This is a genomic window from Burkholderia stabilis, assembly GCF_001742165.1.
GTDB lineage: Bacteria > Pseudomonadota > Gammaproteobacteria > Burkholderiales > Burkholderiaceae > Burkholderia > Burkholderia stabilis.
Window position 1 is genome coordinate 2,982,984 of the sequence record NZ_CP016442.1, and the last position, 17,733, is coordinate 3,000,716.

General features: G+C 69.5%; 17 protein-coding genes. 6 read left to right on the forward strand and 11 right to left on the reverse strand.

Going from position 1 to position 17,733, the window contains the following annotated elements; genetic code table 11:
• Positions 1–84: 84 nt before the first annotated feature.
• The 5 genes from BBJ41_RS13920 (at position 85) to BBJ41_RS13940 (ending at position 4,283) form a co-directional block, all read left to right on the forward strand.
• Entirely contained in the window at positions 85–1,371 is a 1,287-nt protein-coding gene (locus BBJ41_RS13920; RefSeq protein ID WP_069746876.1) for a sensor domain-containing phosphodiesterase, read from the forward strand.
• 165 nt (positions 1,372–1,536) lie between these two features.
• Positions 1,537–1,923 (forward strand): hypothetical protein, encoded by a 387-nt coding sequence (locus tag BBJ41_RS13925; protein ID WP_069746877.1) that lies wholly within the window; start codon positions 1,537–1,539, stop codon positions 1,921–1,923.
• On the forward strand, positions 1,920–2,324 hold the full coding sequence (locus tag BBJ41_RS13930) for a hypothetical protein (RefSeq protein WP_069746878.1): 405 nt from the start codon (positions 1,920–1,922) through the stop codon (positions 2,322–2,324). Before BBJ41_RS13925 ends, BBJ41_RS13930 begins: the two co-directional genes overlap by 4 nt.
• Positions 2,325–2,407: 83 nt before the next feature.
• A complete protein-coding gene (locus BBJ41_RS13935) occupies positions 2,408–3,133 on the forward strand; it encodes a copper homeostasis protein CutC (RefSeq protein ID WP_069746879.1) in 726 nt (241 codons plus the stop codon).
• A 61-nt stretch (positions 3,134–3,194) separates the two neighbouring features.
• Entirely contained in the window at positions 3,195–4,283 is a 1,089-nt protein-coding gene (locus tag BBJ41_RS13940) for a suppressor of fused domain protein (protein ID WP_069746880.1), read from the forward strand.
• 21 nt (positions 4,284–4,304) lie between these two features.
• Here the strand turns inward: BBJ41_RS13940 and BBJ41_RS13945 are convergent, their stop codons facing one another.
• The 6 genes from BBJ41_RS13945 to BBJ41_RS13970 form a co-directional block, all read right to left on the reverse strand.
• Positions 4,305–5,660: a purine-cytosine permease family protein gene (locus BBJ41_RS13945; protein ID WP_069746881.1), complete on the reverse strand. Its 1,356-nt coding sequence runs from the start codon at positions 5,658–5,660 to the stop codon at positions 4,305–4,307.
• Between the two features lie 243 nt (positions 5,661–5,903).
• The gene (locus BBJ41_RS13950) at positions 5,904–6,899 is read right to left on the reverse strand and encodes a 5-oxoprolinase subunit C family protein (protein ID WP_069746882.1); all 996 of its coding nucleotides are present in this window, start codon (positions 6,897–6,899) and stop codon (positions 5,904–5,906) included.
• A complete protein-coding gene (locus tag BBJ41_RS13955; protein WP_069746883.1) occupies positions 6,889–7,764 on the reverse strand; it encodes a 5-oxoprolinase subunit B family protein in 876 nt (291 codons plus the stop codon). Before BBJ41_RS13955 ends, BBJ41_RS13950 begins: the two co-directional genes overlap by 11 nt.
• Positions 7,761–9,218, reverse strand: coding sequence for an acetyl-CoA carboxylase biotin carboxylase subunit (locus tag BBJ41_RS13960; RefSeq protein ID WP_069746884.1), 1,458 nt, complete (start codon positions 9,216–9,218; stop codon positions 7,761–7,763). The genes BBJ41_RS13955 and BBJ41_RS13960 overlap by 4 nt, the downstream gene beginning before the upstream one ends.
• A 4-nt stretch (positions 9,219–9,222) precedes the next feature.
• Positions 9,223–9,465: an acetyl-CoA carboxylase gene (locus BBJ41_RS13965; RefSeq protein ID WP_069746885.1), complete on the reverse strand. Its 243-nt coding sequence runs from the start codon at positions 9,463–9,465 to the stop codon at positions 9,223–9,225.
• A gap of 22 nt (positions 9,466–9,487) precedes the next feature.
• Positions 9,488–10,270 (reverse strand): 5-oxoprolinase subunit PxpA, encoded by a 783-nt coding sequence (locus BBJ41_RS13970; RefSeq protein WP_069746886.1) that lies wholly within the window; start codon positions 10,268–10,270, stop codon positions 9,488–9,490.
• Between the two features lie 259 nt (positions 10,271–10,529).
• On the opposite strand from BBJ41_RS13970, the gene BBJ41_RS13975 reads away from it, so the two are divergent.
• Positions 10,530–11,447, forward strand: coding sequence for a LysR family transcriptional regulator (locus tag BBJ41_RS13975; RefSeq protein WP_069746887.1), 918 nt, complete (start codon positions 10,530–10,532; stop codon positions 11,445–11,447).
• A gap of 75 nt (positions 11,448–11,522) precedes the next feature.
• Here BBJ41_RS13975 and bioB read toward each other — a convergent pair whose 3' ends face one another.
• The 5 genes from bioB to BBJ41_RS14000 form a co-directional block, all read right to left on the reverse strand.
• The gene (gene bioB, locus BBJ41_RS13980) at positions 11,523–12,542 is read right to left on the reverse strand and encodes a biotin synthase BioB (protein WP_069746888.1); all 1,020 of its coding nucleotides are present in this window, start codon (positions 12,540–12,542) and stop codon (positions 11,523–11,525) included.
• Between the two features lie 41 nt (positions 12,543–12,583).
• A complete protein-coding gene (gene bioD, locus BBJ41_RS13985; protein WP_069746889.1) occupies positions 12,584–13,303 on the reverse strand; it encodes a dethiobiotin synthase in 720 nt (239 codons plus the stop codon).
• Positions 13,300–14,535, reverse strand: a complete 1,236-nt coding sequence (gene bioF, locus BBJ41_RS13990; protein WP_069746890.1) for an 8-amino-7-oxononanoate synthase — start codon at positions 14,533–14,535, stop codon at positions 13,300–13,302. Before bioF ends, bioD begins: the two co-directional genes overlap by 4 nt.
• A complete protein-coding gene (gene bioA, locus BBJ41_RS13995) occupies positions 14,532–15,878 on the reverse strand; it encodes an adenosylmethionine--8-amino-7-oxononanoate transaminase (RefSeq protein WP_175972713.1) in 1,347 nt (448 codons plus the stop codon). Before bioA ends, bioF begins: the two co-directional genes overlap by 4 nt.
• Before the next feature lie 533 nt (positions 15,879–16,411).
• Positions 16,412–17,677: a dienelactone hydrolase family protein gene (locus tag BBJ41_RS14000; RefSeq protein WP_069746891.1), complete on the reverse strand. Its 1,266-nt coding sequence runs from the start codon at positions 17,675–17,677 to the stop codon at positions 16,412–16,414.
• Positions 17,678–17,733: the final 56 nt, after the last annotated feature.

The window sequence follows — 17,733 nt, forward strand, 5'->3', positions numbered from 1 at the left end:
GGGCAACCGAGGGTCCATCATGACAATGCACGCGCCGTCCGTTTCGTCAGCCGCCGCGTTCGGGAGCATCACCAGGAGGAAGGTATGACGATCGTGCAACAGGAGCGTCCGGCCGCCGCGTCGCCGTACCGTTTCGAGCGGGAGATGAGCTCCGGCCTCGAACGTCTGGCGACGCAGCATCGCGACCTGACGCTCACGACCGTGTTTCAGCCGATATTCAGCCTGTCGCACCAGCGTGCGGTCGGCTACGAGGCGCTGCTGCGCGCGCACGATGCGCTCGACCGCGCCGTGTCGCCGCTCGACGTGTTCGGCGAAGCGGCGCGGCAGGGCGAGCTGCTGCAGCTCGACCGGCTCGCGCAGGCGCTGCATCTCGAGAACTTCGCGCTGCTCGGCGCGGAGCGCGAGTGGCTGTTTCTCAACGTCCATCCGGGCGTGCTCACCGACCCGTTCCAGGCGGCCGCGCTGCTCGCGAACTTGAAGCGGCTCGGCATGCCGGCGCGCCGCATCGTGCTCGAAGTGCTCGAGCAGCGCGCGGACGACGTCGAGCGGCTCGCCGAGGCCGTGCGCGAATTCCGCACGCACGGCTTCCTGATCGCGCTCGACGATTTCGGCGCGGGCCACTCGAATATCGAGCGGATCTGGCAGCTGAACCCGGACATCGTGAAGCTCGACCGGATCATGCTGTCGCACGCGGCGCACCGCACGGGGCTCACCGCGATCCTGCACGGGCTCGTGACGCTCCTGCACGAGGCCGGCAAGCTCGTGCTCGTCGAGGGGATCGAGACCGAGCACGAAGCGCAGATCGCGCTGTCGTGCGAGGCCGATTTCGTGCAGGGCTACTACTTCGGCCGCCCGGCGCCGGGGCTGCCCGACAGCGCGGCCGCGACGGGCTGCATCGGCGAGCTGACCGAGCGCTTCCGTCAGCAGACCGAGGCGCGCGAGCGGCGCGATGCGCAGCGGCTCGCGCCGTACCTGCGCGCGTTCGAGCGTGCGGCCGAGCGCCTCGCGGCCGGCGAGCCGCTCGACGAGGTGTGCTGGAACTTCCTCGCGCTCGACGCCGCCGCGCGCTGCTTCCTGCTCGACGCGCATGGCCGGCAGTCGGGGCGCAACGTCGTGCTGCGCGCGGATCGCGCGCTGAGCGAGGCGCGCTTCTCGCCGCTGGCCGACGCGCAGGGCGCGAACTGGCTGCGCCGGCCGTATTTCCGCACGGCGATCGCCGAACCGGGGCGTGTGCAGGTCACGCGGCCGTACCTGTCGATCAACGAGGCGCAGCCGTGCGTGACGCTGTCGGTGGCCGTGCGCGTCGGCGATGCGCAGCGCGTGCTGTGCGGCGATATCGACTGGAGCGACGACGAAGCGGCCGCCGGCTAGCGCCGCGCGCACCGCAGGCGATGGTCCGGACGACCGGCGCGCGCCCGCGCGGGCCGGTCGTTGCGTTCCCCGTGGGCTTCCCCGACAATGGCCCGATCGCGGCCGTCGTGACCGCGGTCGCGCCGTCCCGGGGGCCACCATGGCGGCGAATAAAAGGACAACACAATGAAAAGACCGATTTCGCTGACCATCCTCGCCTGGGTCATCATCGTGACCAACGCGATCACGTGCGTCTATACGCCGTTCTCGATCGGCATGCCGACCACCCAGGCGCTGCTGTCGCACTACCTGCTGCCCGTGTGGGCGACGCTCGGCATCAGCGTGATCATCGAAGCCGCGAACGTCGTGATCGGCATCGCGATCCTCAAGGGCCGCGAGTGGTCGCGCAAGGCTTACGTCGCGACGTCCGTGCTCGGCTTCGCGTTCTCGTTCGTCAACATGCCGCCGTCGATGTTCGCGGTGCTGATCCCCGGCTTCCTGCTGTTCGCGCTGTTCGTCTACCTGCTGTTCCGGCGCCCCGCGACCGCGTATTTCCGTCAGGCGAGCGCATGAGCTTCGCGCGCAATGCGCTGGCGATCGTGTTGTTCGCGATCGCGGGGCTATGCGTGATCGCCGCGCAAATGGTCGTGTTCGTGAAGGTCGGCCATGAAGCCGTGATGGTCGTGTACGTCGGCATGCAGTTCGCGCTCTCGGCCGTGTTTCTCGTTGCGGGCGCGTTCGCCGGCGCGTTCCGGCCGCGCGCGCGGAGCGCGGGTATCGCGCTGCTCGCCGCGACCGCCGTGACGGCGCTCGGGATGACGGGCATGGCGTCGGTCGCGCTGTCGCCCGGGATCGTCGACGTGCTGGAGCAGCAGGGCGTGCACGTCGGCATCCGGATGTTCCGGTTCGCGCCCGGCATCACGGTGATGGCCGTGTCCGCGCTCGTCGGCATGTGGCTGGTGCGGCGCGGCTGACGCACGCGGCGCCCGGCACGCTGGCGCCCGTCACGCGGCTCGGCTAGGATGCGCGAATTGTCCTGACGATTCGCGGGCCGCCCATGAACCGAAACGCCGCTTCCTCCGTTCTCCTCGAAGTGATCGCCACGACCGTCGGCGATGCGAAGGCCGCCGCCCGCGCGGGCGCCGACCGCCTCGAACTCGTGACCGCGATCAGCGAAGGCGGGCTGACGCCGAGCATCGGCCTGATCGAAGCCGTCGTGGCCGCCGTGCCGATTCCCGTCAACGTGATCGTGCGTCCGCACAGCCGGTCGTTCGTCTATGACGCCGACGACCTGCGCGTGATCGAACGCGACGTGCGCGCGGCCGTCGCGGCCGGCGCGAATGGCGTCGTGTTCGGCGCGCTCGACGCGCGCGGCGATGTCGATCTCGATGCGCTGGCGCGCATCGCGGCCGCCGCGAACGGCCGCGCGCTGACGTTCCACCGCGCCTTCGACGTATCGCGCGATCTCAACGCCGCGTTCGACGCGCTGCTGCGCGTGCCGGCCGTCACGTCGGTGCTGACGTCGGGCGGCCATCCGTCGGTGCTCGACGCGGCCGCGACGATCACGCGGATGGTGCGGCAGGCCGAAGGCGCGACGTGCACGGTGCTCGCCGGCTCGGGGCTCACGGTCGATGCGGTCGGCGATTTCGTTCGCGCCACCGGTGTGCGCGCGGTGCATTTCGGCTCGGGCGTGCGGCCGCGCGGCGAGGTGCTGGCGCCCGTCGACGAAGTGCTCGTCGCGAAGGTGCGCGCGACCATCGACGGGGCCGCCTCGCACGTGTGACGCGTGCGATGTCCTGCAACGACGACAGAACAACGAAGCACGACCGACGAGAGAGGGCCGCATGACGGACGCCACGCAAGACACGCAGGGCGGCGCGGGCGACGACGCCGCGCCGGGCTGGGACGCGATCGACGGCGCGCTCGCGCGGCTTTACCCGGGCCAGGAGCCGAAGCATTACGGCACGCTGATCAAGTGGCGGCTCGGCGGCCCCGATCCGCTCGACGGGATCAGCGTGTGGAAGCGTGCGGCGCCCGTGCCGCACTGGCATTTCGTCACGTACGGGCTGAGCGAGCTGTATGCGAAGGAGTCGGACGATCCGGCCGTCAGCGGCTTCGGGTTCGAGCTGACGTTGCGCGTCGCCTGCGATGCGGGCGACGAAGCGCCGCCGAACTGGGCGTTCAGCTTCCTGCAGAACCTTGCGCGCTACGTGTTCCAGAGCGGCAACGCATTCGACGACGGCCACTGGATGACGGCCAACGGCCCGATCGCGCTCGACACCGGCACGGCGCTCTGTTCGATGGGCTTCGCATTCGATCCGGAGCTGCCGGCGATCGACACGCCGCACGGCCGCCTCGCGTTCCTGCAGATCGTCGGGCTGACGCTCGACGAGGAGCGCGCCGCGAAGCGCTGGCGCACGCGCGCGCTGCTCGACACGCTGCTGCCGCACCTGCCGCTGTGGGTGACCGATCTCGATCGCGCGTCGCTGCTCGAGCGCGCGGACGTGCGCGCGCAAGTGGACGAAGGCACGCGGCGCGACGGTTCGTCGAGCGGTTACCTGTTCACCGACGTGCTGGGCTGGGAAACGCGCAAGCGGCTGCTGCGCGCGCCGGTCGTCGAGATCACCGTCGGCGCGCGGCAGGTCGACGAACTCGTCACGTTGCTGCCGTTGCGGTTGCCGTTCGACCGGCCGTTCGGCCTCGTCGGCCACGACGGCGCGGTGCGCTTCGTGCGCGGCGACGCGAACGGCGTGACCGACGCGGACGGCACGCTGACGCTGCAGCTCACCGACGCGACGGTGCAGGCCTTCGCGCGCACGCTGCAGCCGCGCGCCGGCGAATATGCGGTCGACGGGCTCGACGGCGTGCGCTGGCGCGTCGAGAAGACCGTGATCCGCGACGCGCAGGGCAACGCGGTGCAGACGATCGGGTGATGCGCGGCGGCGCGTGCACGGTTACGTATTGCGTACGAACCAGGTGCGTTTCGCGGTGCCCAGCAGCGCGCGATACACCGCCCACGACACGACGAACGTCGCGGGCGCGGACAGCGACGCGGCGAACCCCGTCGCCTGGTTCAGCGCGAGTCCCGCGAACGCGCCGGCGAACCACGCGGTCAGCCCGCCCGGGTTGAACGTCGGCACATGCGCGTCGCGGCATTCGACGTCGTCGCCGACGAGCTGGCCGTAACGCGCCGACAGGATGTGCGCGAGCGCGACGCCGACCCACGCGACGACGAAGATGCCCTGGTAGGCGAGCGCCTGCAGGATCCGCGAGAAGATGTCGGCCATCATCAGCGCATAGACGACCGCGCCGACCACGAGCGCCCACACGAATTTCGGTGCGCGCAGGCCGGCCGTTTTCAGGAAGAACGCCTGCATGTTGACCGCCGCGAGATAGTAGTTCGCGGTGTTGATGCGCGATTGCGTGACCCACACGAACAGCAACCCCCATACGCCCATCAGCTTCAGCAACGCGAGTACGACCGATACTTCGGAGAGCGTACCGAGCCCCGGAATCGTGCTGACGAGATAGATGCCCGCGGCGCCGTTGACGAGGAACGTGACGAGATAGAACGGCATCCCGAAGTTGAAGCGGCCGTGATAACCCGCGTCTTCCTTGCGCCCGAAACGCGCATAGTCGAACGTGAACATCATCAGTACCCACACGCCCATGTAGTAGACGAAGCAGTGCCACCAGCCGCCGGCCGGCGCGGCGCTAGCCGGGCCGAAATCGAGCCATGCCGCGTTGTAGCCGTACTCGGCCGTCGCGAGCCCGACCGCCGCGAGCAGCCCGAACAGGTAGAACGGCAGCAGCACGCCGTTGAACTTGTCGAGCCAGTGCTGCACGCTGCCGAACACGAGCGGCACGCTGTAGCAGACGACGATCAGCGCCGCCCACTTGTAGTCGAGCGCCGGGAACTGGTGGTGCGCGGCGACCGCGATCACCGAGCCTTCGAACACCGCGTAGTAGATCGCCGTCGCGAAGAAGATCAGCGTCGCGAGCGCGGCGCCCGCGCTGCCGAACAGCACGCGCGAGAACAGCGCGACCGACAGGCCGGTGCGGATCGCATAGCGGCTGATGATCGAATTGACGACGCCGTACGAGACGACCGACAGCGCCATCCCGATCAGCGCGTTGCGCGCGCCGTAGGTGAGCGCGAGCGTCGCGCCGACGACGATGTAGAACACGGCGCTGCACACGGCCCACCACGCCATCGTCAGCGAAAAGGGCGGCATGCGCGCGTGATCGGGAATGGCGACCGTCGACAGATCGAGATCCTCGCCGGTGCGTGCCTGAGCCAGGTTGGCCATGATCGTGCTCCTCGATGAGCAAAAACTGCGAATGACGTCTCGGCCGCGGCACATGCGATCCGCAGGGCTGCCCCGACGTCGGGCGGGCAACCGGTCCGGCAGGAAAAGCGCGCAAGCGTCCCCGCCGCGCGACGCGCGGTCGCGCGGGCGGGAAACGAACAACGGTCAACGAAATGCGGAAAGCGCGAGGCGGCGGCGTGCGGCCGCGAACGATGCCCGGCGCGGCGGCCGGGCGTGCGGCGCTCAGTCCCGCAGCACGGCGCGCAGCAGCGCGAGGCGCCGCTGGTACTCGCGGCGTGCGGCGAGCGCATCGGCCATCGTCACGCGCACGAAGCGCGCGCGGTGGTTGGGCTGCATCTGGCCGATCAGGTCCATGTCGGCGCTGATGACCGTGCCGATCGTCGCGTAGCCGCCGCCCGACACCGCGTCGCGATGCAGGATGATCGGCTCGAGCCCGGCCGGCACCTGGATCGAGCCGATCGGGTAGCACGCGTCGACGATGTTCGACGGATCGGCGCCCGCGCCGAACGGCTGCTCGCGCGGCCGGAACTGCAGCGGACGGCCGTTCTTGTAGCGGTAGCCGATGCGATCCGCCTCGGGCGCGACCGTCCATTCGTCGTCGAAGAACGTCTGCGCCGAGGCGTCGGTGAGCCGGTAGTGGTACAGGCCCGTCAGCACGCGCAGCTCGACCTGGCTCTCGAGCGGCCGGCTGACCGACGCCGGCAGCTCGCGCCCTTCGCGGGGCGTGCCGGGCACGGCGCCGATCGGCAGCCGGTCGCCCTTCTGCAGGCGCCGGCCCGCATGGCCGCCGATCGCGCCGAGCGCATACGTCGAGCGGCTGCCGAGCACGACCGGCACGTCGATGCCGCCCGCGACGGCCAGGTACGCGCGCGCGCCGCCCTTCACGTAGTTGAACGACAGCACGCTGCCGGCGCGGATGCGCAGCGCGACGTTGCAGCGTTGCCCGACGCCGTCGATCTTCGGCGTCATCTCGGCGCCCGTGACGGCGACGAGCGCGTCGACATGGAACATCAGCTCGGGGCCAAGCAGCGTGCATTCGAGCACGGCCGTCTGTTCGGGGTTGCCGACGAGCAGGTTCGCCGCGCGCGATGCGTACTGGTCGAGCGAGCCCGACGGCGGAATGCCGACGTGGTAGTAGCCTTGCCGGCCCGTGTCCTGGACCGATGTCGCGAGGCCGGGTTTCACGACCTCGATCACGTTGTGCGCGTCAGCTTGCATGCAGCACCTCGACGAGAGAACGGTTGTACGCATCGGGATCGCGCAGGAACGCGTCGAGCGAGAATTTGACGGGGCGCACGCGCAGCGAGAACGTGCCGGCTTCGACGGCCGCGACGGCGGCGTCGTATGCATCGCGGTCGATCGGCGTGAACTTCACGATGTCGCCGGGCCGGAAGAACACCATGAAGTCGCGCAGATAGTCGAGCCGCTGTTCGGGATCGAAGATCGGCGCCGGCGTCACGCCGAACATCTGGTAGCCGCCCGCGCCGCGCACCGAATAGATGCAGCCGAAGCAGCCGCCGTGGCCGACGGTGAGCTTCGGCGTGTCGGTGCGCGGGCGCAGGTATTTCGGCACTTCGAGCTGGCGCGCGCGCTCGACCATCTGGTACATGAACGGCAGGCCCGCGACGAAGCCGACCATCGACACGAACCACGGCGAGCCGGCGTGCGCGGCGATGAATGCGTCGACGTCCTGCTTGCCGTTGATGCGCGCCGCGTATTCGAGATCGGTCGACGACGGGTCCTGATGGCGCTCGCGAAACCGCATCAGCGTTTCATGCGTCCACGGGTCGTTGTAGAGCACGGGTATCTCGACGATGCGCGTGTCGAGTTCGAGCGGCGCATCGCCGACCTCGGCCTCGACCGTCTTCAGCAGCGCGACGAGCGCGTCCGGATCGATGACGTCGGGGTCGTAGCGCACCTGGTAGGACGCGTTCGCCGGACAGATCTCCGTGATGCCAGGCACCGCGCGGCGCTGCAGCTCGCGCGTGATCGCCGTGCCCTTGAAGAACGCGTCCAGCGACATGGCTTCGCCGATTTCGACGAACACGAACTCGTCGCCGCCGAATGTATAACGGGTCGTCACAGGGCCTCCCCGACGCGCGCGGCGTCCTCGGCTGCGGGCTCGCGCGCGGCCGCCGTCGCGGCTTCGCGCCACTGCGGCATCCATGCCTCGAGAAAATTCGTGTGATAGCGCCCGGCGCGCACGTCGTCGTCGGCAAGCAGCGCGACGTGCAGCGGCGCGGTGGTCTTGACGCCGCCGACCTGCAGTTCGCCGAGCGCGCGCGCGAGCCGCTGCAGCGCGGCCGCGCGGCTCTCGTCGTGCACGATCAGCTTCGCGAGCAGCGAATCGTAGAACGGCGGCACGACGTAGCCCGGATAGAGCAGCGAGTCGACGCGCACGCCGGGGCCGGTCGGCCAGACGAGGGTGTCGATCCGGCCGGGATTCGGCCGGAAATCCTGCAGCGGATCTTCCGCGTTGATCCGGCATTCGAGCGCCGCGCCGCGCATCGCGATGTCCTGCTGCGCGAAGCGCAGCGGTTCGCCGTCGGCGATGCGCAGCGTCTCGCGCACGAGATCGATGCCGGTGATCGCTTCGGTCACCGGATGCTCGACCTGAATGCGCGTGTTCATCTCGATGAAGTAGAACTCGCCGCGCGTGTCGTCGAACAGGTATTCGAGCGTGCCCGCGCTGCGATAGCCGACTTCGCGCGCGAGGCGCGTCGCCGAAGCGCACAGCGCGTCGCGCTGCGCGGGCGTGAGCGACGGCGACGGGGCTTCCTCGAGGATCTTCTGGCGGCGGCGCTGCAGCGAGCATTCGCGTTCGAACAGGTGGACGACGTCGCGCCCGTCGCCGAGCACCTGCACCTCGATGTGCCGCGCGCGTGCGATGAAGCGTTCGAGATAGACGCCGCCGTCGCCGAACGCGGCCTGCGCCTCGCGCTGCGCGAGCGGCAGTTCGGCGTCGAGCTGCGCCGCATCGTGTGCGACGCGGATGCCGCGCCCGCCGCCGCCCGCGGCCGCCTTGATCATGATCGGATAGCCGATGCGCGCGGCGACTTCCCGTGCCTCGTCGAGCGACTGCACGACGCCGTCGCTGCCCGGCACCGTCGGCACGTTCGCGCGCCGCGCGGTGTCGCGGGCGCGCGCCTTGTCGCCCATCGTCGCGATCACCTGCGAGTCGGGGCCGACGAAGATCAGCCCGGCCGCCTCGACCTGCGCGGCGAACGCGGCGTTCTCGGACAGGAAACCGTAACCGGGATGGATCGCGTCCGCGCCGCATTGCCGCGCGGCGTCGAGGATCGCGGCGGGATTCAGGTAGCTCTTCGCCGCATGCGACGAGCCGATGTGGATCGCTTCGTCGGCCATGCGCGCGGCGAGGCTGTCGCGGTCCGCGTCGCTGACCACCGCGACCGCGCGCATGCCGAGTTCGCGCGCCGCGCGAATCACGCGCACCGCGATCTCGCCGCGGTTCGCGATCAGCACGGTGCGAATCCGCGACGGGCGATAGAAGGTGCCGGAGGAGGTTGCCGGATTCATCGCGTCACCCCTCGATCCGCATCAGCACCTGGCCCGCGTCGACCGGCTCGCCGTCCTCGACGAGCAGCTCGGCGACGCGGCCGCCCACGTCGGCTTCGATCTCCGTGAACTGCTTCATCACTTCGACGAGGCCGACGACGGCGCCGGCGGCGACCGCGGCATCGACCGCGACGTAGTAGTCCGCGTCGGGCGACGGGCGCCGGTAGAAGGTGCCCGGCAGCGGGCTGACGATATCGTGCAATGCCATCGTGTGTCTCCTTGAATCGGGTTCAGTGATGCGCGGCGAGCGGCTGCGGGCCGGCGGTCCGGATACCCTCGCGAACCAGCGCGTCGCGCGTCTCGCGCACGAGATCGAGCGCGCCCGGCGTGTCGCTATGGATGCAGACCGAATCGAAGTCGATGTCGATGTCGTCGCCGTCGACCGTGCGCACCTTGCCGTCGATGCAGGCGCGCAGCACCTTGTCGGCGACCTGGTGCGGGTCGAGACGCCCGACGCGGCGCGTGAACACGATCGAGCCGCTGCGGTCGTAGTCGCGATCCGCGTAGAACTCGCGGATCACCGGCTGGCCGTACTCGGCGGCGACGCGGTAGGTGACGGACGCCTCCATGCAGTAGAGCCACAGGCCGGGATCGACGCGCTGCAGCGTCTCGATCAGCAGCCGCGAGAACGCCTCGCTGGCCGCCGCGTGCATGTAGAGCGCGCCGTGCGGCTTCACGTGCTGCAGGCTCACGCCGTTCAGGCGCGCGAACTCGCGCAGCGCGCCGAGCTGGTACAGGATGTCGTTGACGAGCGCCTGCGGCGTTTCGGCGATCGTGCGTCGGCCGAAGCCGACGAGGTCGCGAAAGCCGGGGTGCGCGCCGATGCCGACGCCGGCGTCGCGCGCGAGTTGTACCGTGCGCGCCATGATGTTCGGATCGCCGGCATGAAAGCCGGTGGCGATGTTCGCCGAGCTGATGAGCGGCATGATCTGCTCGTCGACGCCATCGCCGATCGTCCACGGGCCGAAGCCTTCGCCCATGTCGGAATTCAGGTCGACGCTGTGCTTCCTCATACGGTTCGTTCCTCCAGGTTCTCCGGTTCGCGTGCGCGGCGGCGCAGGGCGAATCCGTGTTGAACCGAGGTTAGTCGCGTGGGGTGCGTCAAAAAAGTTCTATTTTTGGATGCCGAGGTATCGATTTTTCAGATATCACCCGGATCGGCCGCACAGAGCCGCCGGGCCTGGGCGTAGCCGATTTCGCCGGCACCGGATGGTGGCCGGCGGAACGGTTGATATGATGTTTGTCGCGCCTCCAACCGGTTTTCGATCCCACATGGCCCTGACCCTCAGACAGCTCAAGTACTTCGTCGCGACCGCCGAGCTCGGACAGATTTCGCAGGCGGCGATCCAGCTCACCATCTCGCAGTCGGCCGTGACGAGTGCGATCAGGGAGCTGGAGGACAGTCTCGGCACGCAACTGTTCCTGCGCCTGCCGGCGGGCGTGACGCTCACCGACACCGGGCGGCGCTTTCTCAATCACGCGTACACGATCCTGTCGTCGGTCGACGAGGCGATGCGGATTCCGAACCTGGAAAGCACGCTCACCGGCACGCTCGCGATCGCTGCGAGCTACACGGTGCTCGGCTACTTCCTGCCGCATCACGTGCTGCGGCTGAACACGCTCTATCCGCGGCTGACGATCCACCTGCACGAGCTGAACCGCGAGTCGATCGAGGAGGGGCTGATCGCGGGCCGGTACGACATGGCCGTGCTGCTGACGTCGAACGTGTCGAACCCCGAGCTCGTGCTGGAGCCCGTGATCCATTCGGTGCGCAGGCTGTGGGTCGGCGCGCATCATCCGCTGCTCAAGCGCGAGAGCGTCACGTTCGCCGAGGTCGCGCGCGAGCCGTTCGTGATGCTGACCGTGGACGAAGCCGGGCAGACGGCGCTGCGCTACTGGAACGAGACGCCGTACCGGCCGAACGTGATCCTGCGCACGTCGTCGGTCGAGGCGGTGCGCAGCATGGTCGCGAACGGCAGCGGCGTCGCGATCCTGTCCGACATGGTGTATCGCCCGTGGTCGCTCGAGGGGCGCCGCATCGAGACGATCGTGCTGCGCGACCCGGTGCCGCCGATGAGCGTGGGGCTCGCGTGGCGCAAGAACATCGAGCTGAGCCCCGCGATGCACGCGGTGCGCGACTATTTCCGCCACACGTTCATGGAGCCGCGGGCGCTCGGCGGCGCCGCCTGAGCGGCGCGTGCGGATGAAAAAAAGCCGGGGCATGCCCCGGCTTTTTCGTTTGCAGCGCGTGCGTGACGTTGCCGCTTACGCGTTTTCCGACAGCGCGTCTGCCTGGCTCGCGCGGATGCCGAGACGCTCGAACAGCGCGCGGTCGCGCTGCGTCTGCGGGTTGCTCGTCGTCAGCAGCTGGTCGCCGTAGAACATCGAGTTCGCGCCCGCGAGGAAGCACATCGCCTGCATCGCGTCGTCGAGCTGCTCGCGGCCGGCCGACAGGCGCACGACCGCCTTCGGCATCGTGATGCGCGCGACCGCGATCGTGCGCACGAACTCGAACGGATCGAGCGGCGCGGTGCCTTCGAGCGGCGTGCCTTCGATCGCGACGAGGTTGTTGATCGGCACCGATTCCGGATACGGGTTCAGGTTCGCGAGCTGCGAGATCAGGCCTGCGCGTTCGCGGCGCGACTCGCCCATCCCGATGATGCCGCCGCAGCACACGTTGATGCCCGCGTCGCGCACGCGGTCGAGCGTGTCGAGACGGTCCTGGTACGTGCGCGTCGAGATCACCTGGCCGTAGAACTCCGGCGACGTGTCGAGGTTGTGGTTGTAGTAGTCGAGGCCAGCATTGGCGAGCTGCTGCGCCTGTTCGTCCTCGAGCATGCCGAGCGTCATGCAGGTTTCGAGGCCGAGTTCCTTCACGCCGCGCACCATCTCGGTCAGCGCCGGCATGTGGCGCTCCTTCGGGTTGCGCCACGCGGCGCCCATGCAGAAGCGGCTCGCGCCGTTCGCCTTCGCCGCGCGCGCGGCGTCGAGCACCGTGTCGACGTCCATCAGCTTCTCGGCCTTCAGGCCCGTGTCGTGATGCGACGACTGCGAGCAGTAGCCGCAATCTTCCTCGCAGCCGCCCGTCTTGATCGACAGCAGCGTCGACAGCTGCACCGCGTTCGCGTCGAAGTGCTCGCGATGCACCTGCTGCGCGCGGAAGATCAGGTCGTTGAACGGCAGCGCGAACAGCGCGACGACGTCGGCGACGCGCCAGCGTTGCGAGGCCGGTGCGGCCACGGGAATCGCGTCGGGTTGCACGGCGGCGGTCTGGGCTTGGGTCATTTCGTTTTCCTGTCCTGGGCGGGAGTGGGGATTCGGTTGGGTCAATGCTGCGCGGTGCGCAGCGACTCGACGAGCGCGGCGATGTCGAGCATCGCCGCGGCGGATTCGGGCGCGGCCGGCGCCATGTACGGAATGCGGCCGATGAGCGGTGCGCGGTGCTCGCGTGCGAGCCAGTCGCGCAGCGTCGCGACGTTCTCGTCCGGGAACGACATCGCCGGGTCGACGTGATTCGCGACCCAGCCCGCGAGCGTGAGGCCGCGCGCGGCAATCGCGTCGGCCGTCAGCAGCGCGTGGCTGATGCAGCCGAGCCGCACGCCGACCACCATCACGACGGGCACGCCGAGCGCGACGGCGAGATCGGCCATGTCGTGCGTATCGGTGAGCGGCACGCGAAAGCCGCCGGCGCCTTCGACGACGACCATGTCCGCGCGCGTCAGCGCCTCGCGATGGCACGCGACGATCGTGTCGATGTCGAGCGTCACGCCTTCCTGCGCGGCGACGATGTGCGGCGCGGCCGGCGCTTTCAGCAGGAACGGCGTGCGCAGTTCGGGCGGGAGCACGACGTTCGCGGCCGCGTCGAGCTGGTCGGCGTCCTCGTTGTGCCACACGCCGTCGCGTTCGTACGCGCCTGCCGCGACGGGTTTCAGTGCGGCGGCCCGCAGGCCGAGCCGCGCGAAGCCGTGCAGCATCGCGGCCGAGACGAAGGTCTTGCCGATTTCGGTGTCGGTGCCGGTGACGAAAAGGGAGAGCGCGGCCGTCATGCGGCAGCCCCCTCGGCGGGCAGCGGGCGAGCGTCGGCGCGGAGCGGGGCCGCTTCCTCGCTGGCCTCGACCAGCGCGGTTTCGAGCCGCGCGAGATCGTCGAACGAATGCGCGGCCGACAGCGACACGCGCAGCCGCGACGTGCCGGCCGGCACCGTCGGCGGCCGGATCGCGGGCACCCACAGGCCGTGCGCGTCGAGCGCGCGCATCGCGGCGAGCGTCGCGTCGTTGCTGCCGATCACGAGCGGCTGCACGGCCGTGTGCGAATCGACCGGCTGCCAGCGCGTGCGGCGCAGCAGCGCGCGCGTGCGCTCGATCAGCGCGGCGAGGTGCGCGCGGCGCGCGTCGCCTTCGTCGCCCGCGATCACCGTCAGGCTGACGGATACCGCATGCGCGACGGCCGGCGGCGCGGCCGTCGTGAAGATGTAGCTGCGCGCGCGCTGGATCAGCCATTCGATCACCGTCTCGTGCGCGATCACGAACGCGCCCGCGACGCCGGCCGCCTTGCCGAGCGTGCCGACGTACACGAGATGCGGCGAACGCAGCGCGGCGGCCGCGAGCGCGCCGCGACCCTGCGGGCCGAGCACGCCGAAGCCGTGCGCGTCGTCGACGACGAGCCATGCGCCGTGGCGTTCGGCCAGCGCGACGAGTTCGGCGAGCGGCGCGAGGTCGCCGTCCATGCTGAACACGGTGTCGCTGACGATCAGTTTCGTTTCGGCATCCGATGCGTCGAGCAGCGCGGCGAGCGCGGCCGTATCCGCATGCGGATAGACCTGCACGTTCGCGCGCGACAGTCGGATGCCGTCGATCAGCGATGCGTGGTTCAGCGCGTCGGAGAAGATCGTCGCGCCCTTGCCGGTGAGTGCCGTCATCGCGGCGAGGTTCGCCATGTAGCCGGTGCTGAAGTACAGCGCGCGCGGCGCGTCGGAGAAGCCACCGGAGAAGGCCGCGAGTTCGTCCTCGAGCTTCGCGTGTGCGCGCGAATGGCCGCCGAGCAGGTGCGAGCCGCCGCTGCCGGAGCCGTAGCGCTGCGCGCCTTCGCCGAATGCGGCGACGAGCGCCGGGTGCGCGGCGAGGCCGAGGTAGTCGTTGCTCGCGAAGCCGACGATCTCGCGGCCGTCGACGGTCATGCGCGCGTCGCACGCGGTGTCGGCGATGCGGCGCACGCGGCGCAGCCCTTGTGCGTCGAGATCGGCGAGGCCGCGTTGCAGGGTGTCGAGCAGGGACGTCATCGTGCAATCTCCTCGAGCGTCGCATCGAGCGTGTCGCGCGTGCGCTGCGCGAGCCACGCGATATCGTCGTCGCTCATCACGTACGGCGGCATCAGGTACACGGTCGTGCCGATCGGGCGCAGCAGCAGCTCGCGTTCGAGCGCGCGTTCGAAGAAGCGCCGTGAGAAGCCGCGCGCCGCATCGCCGTCGAGCGCGACGTCGAACGCGAACAGCGTGCCGCGCTCGCGCAGATGGCGCACCTGCGGGTGTGCGTCGAGGGAGCCAAGCGCGGCGTGCAGCGTCGCGGATTTGCGCGCGTTGCTCGCGAGCACGTCGTCGCGCGCGAACAGGTCGAGCGTCGCGACCGCCGCGCGGCACGCGAGCGGGTTGCCCGTGTACGAATGCGAATGCAGGAAGCCGCGCGTCGTGTCGTCGTCGTAGAACGCCGCGAACACGTCGTCGCGCGTGAGCACGAGCGACAGCGGCAGGTAGCCGCCGCTGATGCCTTTCGACAGGCACAGGAAATCGGGCCAGACGCCGGCCTGTTCGCACGCGAAGAAGGTGCCGGTGCGGCCGCAGCCGACCGCGATCTCGTCGGCGATCAGGTGCACGTCGAATTCGTCGCACAGCGCGCGCAGCCCGCGCACGTACGACGGATCGTGCATCGCCATGCCGGCCGCGCATTGCACGAGCGGCTCGACGATCAGCGCGGCGATCCGGTCGCCGCGTTCGACGAACAGGCGCCGCACGTCCGCGAGCGCGCGGCCCGCGACGTCGGCGGCCGTTTCGCCCGGCAGCGCGCCGCGCGCATCGGGCGACGCGACGACGTGCGCGTGGCGAATCAGCGGGTCGTACGCATCCTTGAACAGCGCGACGTCGGTCACGCCGAGCGCGCCGATCGTCTCGCCGTGATAGCTGTTCGCGACGCACACGAATTCCTGCTTGCCCGCGCGGCCGCGGTTGCGCCACGCGTGGAAGCTCATCTTCAGCGCGATCTCGACGGCCGACGCGCCGTCCGACGCGAAGAACGCATGGCCGAGCGTGCGGCCGGTGAGCGCGTGCAGCCGTTCGGCGAGCTCGATCGCGGGCTCGTGCGTGCAGCCGGCGAGCATTGCGTGCTCGAGCGTGTCGAGCTGGTCCTTCAGCGCCGCGTTGATGTCCGGGTTCGCATGGCCGAACAGGTTGACCCACCACGAGCTGATCGCGTCGAAGTAGCGGCGGCCGTCACGGTCGTACAGCCACAGACCCGCGCCGCGCGCGACGGGGATGAGCGGCAGGCGCTCGTGGTGCTTCATCTGGGTGCAGGGGTGCCAGACCGCGCGCAGGCTGCGCGCGACCCAGTCGTCGGTGGCTCGCGTACTCAAGGCAACTCCGGGATGGCGCGGCATCGACGGGATGCCGCGCGGCAAATTCGAAAACGCGCTGAGATTAGCGTGTTCCGCGACGCGTTGCACTAGTGGTTACAAACACCGCAAAGCCTTGCTGAGCGGGAGTTCGGCGCAGATCGGGGGTGCTCGGAACGGTACGCGGCAAATGTCCCGAAATGCGCGCAGTTGACGACGTTCGAGTGATACCCCCCGACAGAAAAAAATCGCGGGGCGCAGGCGTGGTGCGACCGGGAAAAATCGGGGATCGAAGGAGGGGGCGGTGAAGCGGAGCGATGCCGGGGCGGAAGGCGGCGGTCGAATCGTATGGGGAATTCGGCGAGGGAATGGGTGGCGAGAATGGTGTGAGACGGCGCGTGATGCGGTTGCGAATGGAGGAAAACGGGGAAGCGCGGACGCAGAGAGGCAGCGGAGAGGCGCAGAAGTGGAGAGGCGCAGAAGCGGAGAGGTGGAGAGGCGGAAAAGCGCAGAACCGCAGAACCGCAGAACCGCGGCGGGCAAACCGCCGCGCGTCAGCGCGAAGCCAGCGAGTGCGTATCCGTGTCGCGCGTATCGGCGTCGCCGTTGTCGGCCGTCTGCGTGTTCGCGTTCCACACGACACGATCGTTCACCGCATACAGCCGGCACGCGCCCGCACCTTGCTTTGCGCAGTTGTCGAGCGCGAGCGCCATCGGATCGTCGCCGCCTTCGGCCCACGACCACGCGCCTTCCGACGACACCGCGAACGCGCGGCTCGGATGCTGGTTCAGGAAGCGGCGATACCCTTCGCGGCCGGCTTCGTCGACGTACGGCACCGCGTTGACCGCATCGATCGACGCGTAGCCGGTCGCCTTCGGCTCGTGCGGGTTCGCGACCGCATAGCGCACCGTGGTCGGCAGGTTCAGCTTGTCGAGGAACGCGTTGACGGCCGGCCACCAGACCGGCACGCCGTCGCGATCGACGATCAGCCGGTGCGCGTCGTCCTTGTAGCGGCCGAAATCGATGAACTGGGCCTGCGTGCCGTGCGACACGTACGCGTCGTGCATTTGCGCGACGAGCGCGGGCGTCCACACCGAATCGTTGTCGCCGTACAGCCAGAGCGAGCGCACGGCCGTGTGCGCGCCGTACTGGTCGAATGCGTCGACGAGGTTGCGCTGCCAGCCGTCGCACAGATCCTGGCGCAGCCCGCCGGAGAAGTTGATGATGCCGCGCACGCCCGGTGCGGCTTCGGTGCCGTACGCGACCGAGACGAGGCCGCCGTGCGACGTGCCCGCGACGACGATGCGCGACGCATCGACGTACGACTGGCGCGACATGTAGCGAACCGTGGCGTTGACGTCGGCGGCCTGCGCGAGGCCGTTCTTGCCGACGTTGCAGCCTTCCTGCTGGTACGTGCCGTCCGAGCCCGCGAAGCCCTGGCGGTTCGGCGCGATCACCGCATAGCCGCGACGCACGAATTCCCGCGCGAACGCGAGCGGCCGGCTGCGCGGCTGCAGATGGAGATCACCGGTGTTCTTGCCGTGGTTGAACACGACGAGCGGGAAGGGGCCGGGACCGTCCGGCTTGAAGAGCGTCGCCTCGAGCGTGACGGAGCCCGACGCGTCGGCCGGAATGCGAATGATCTGTTCGTTGAGGCTGGCCGCGACCTGGGGCAGGCGCGAATCGCCGTAATCGAAGCGCTCGGCGTGAGCGAGCGAGCCGCTCGCCGTGGCCGTGTTCGCGCTCGGCAACGTATCGGCCTGAGCGGCCGACAGCGCACAGGCCGCCATCCATCCCACCAATACCTTGCTGAACGCCATTCGTAAGCCCTGCCATGCAACATGACCAATTCGAGGTCATCGTAGCCCGACAAATT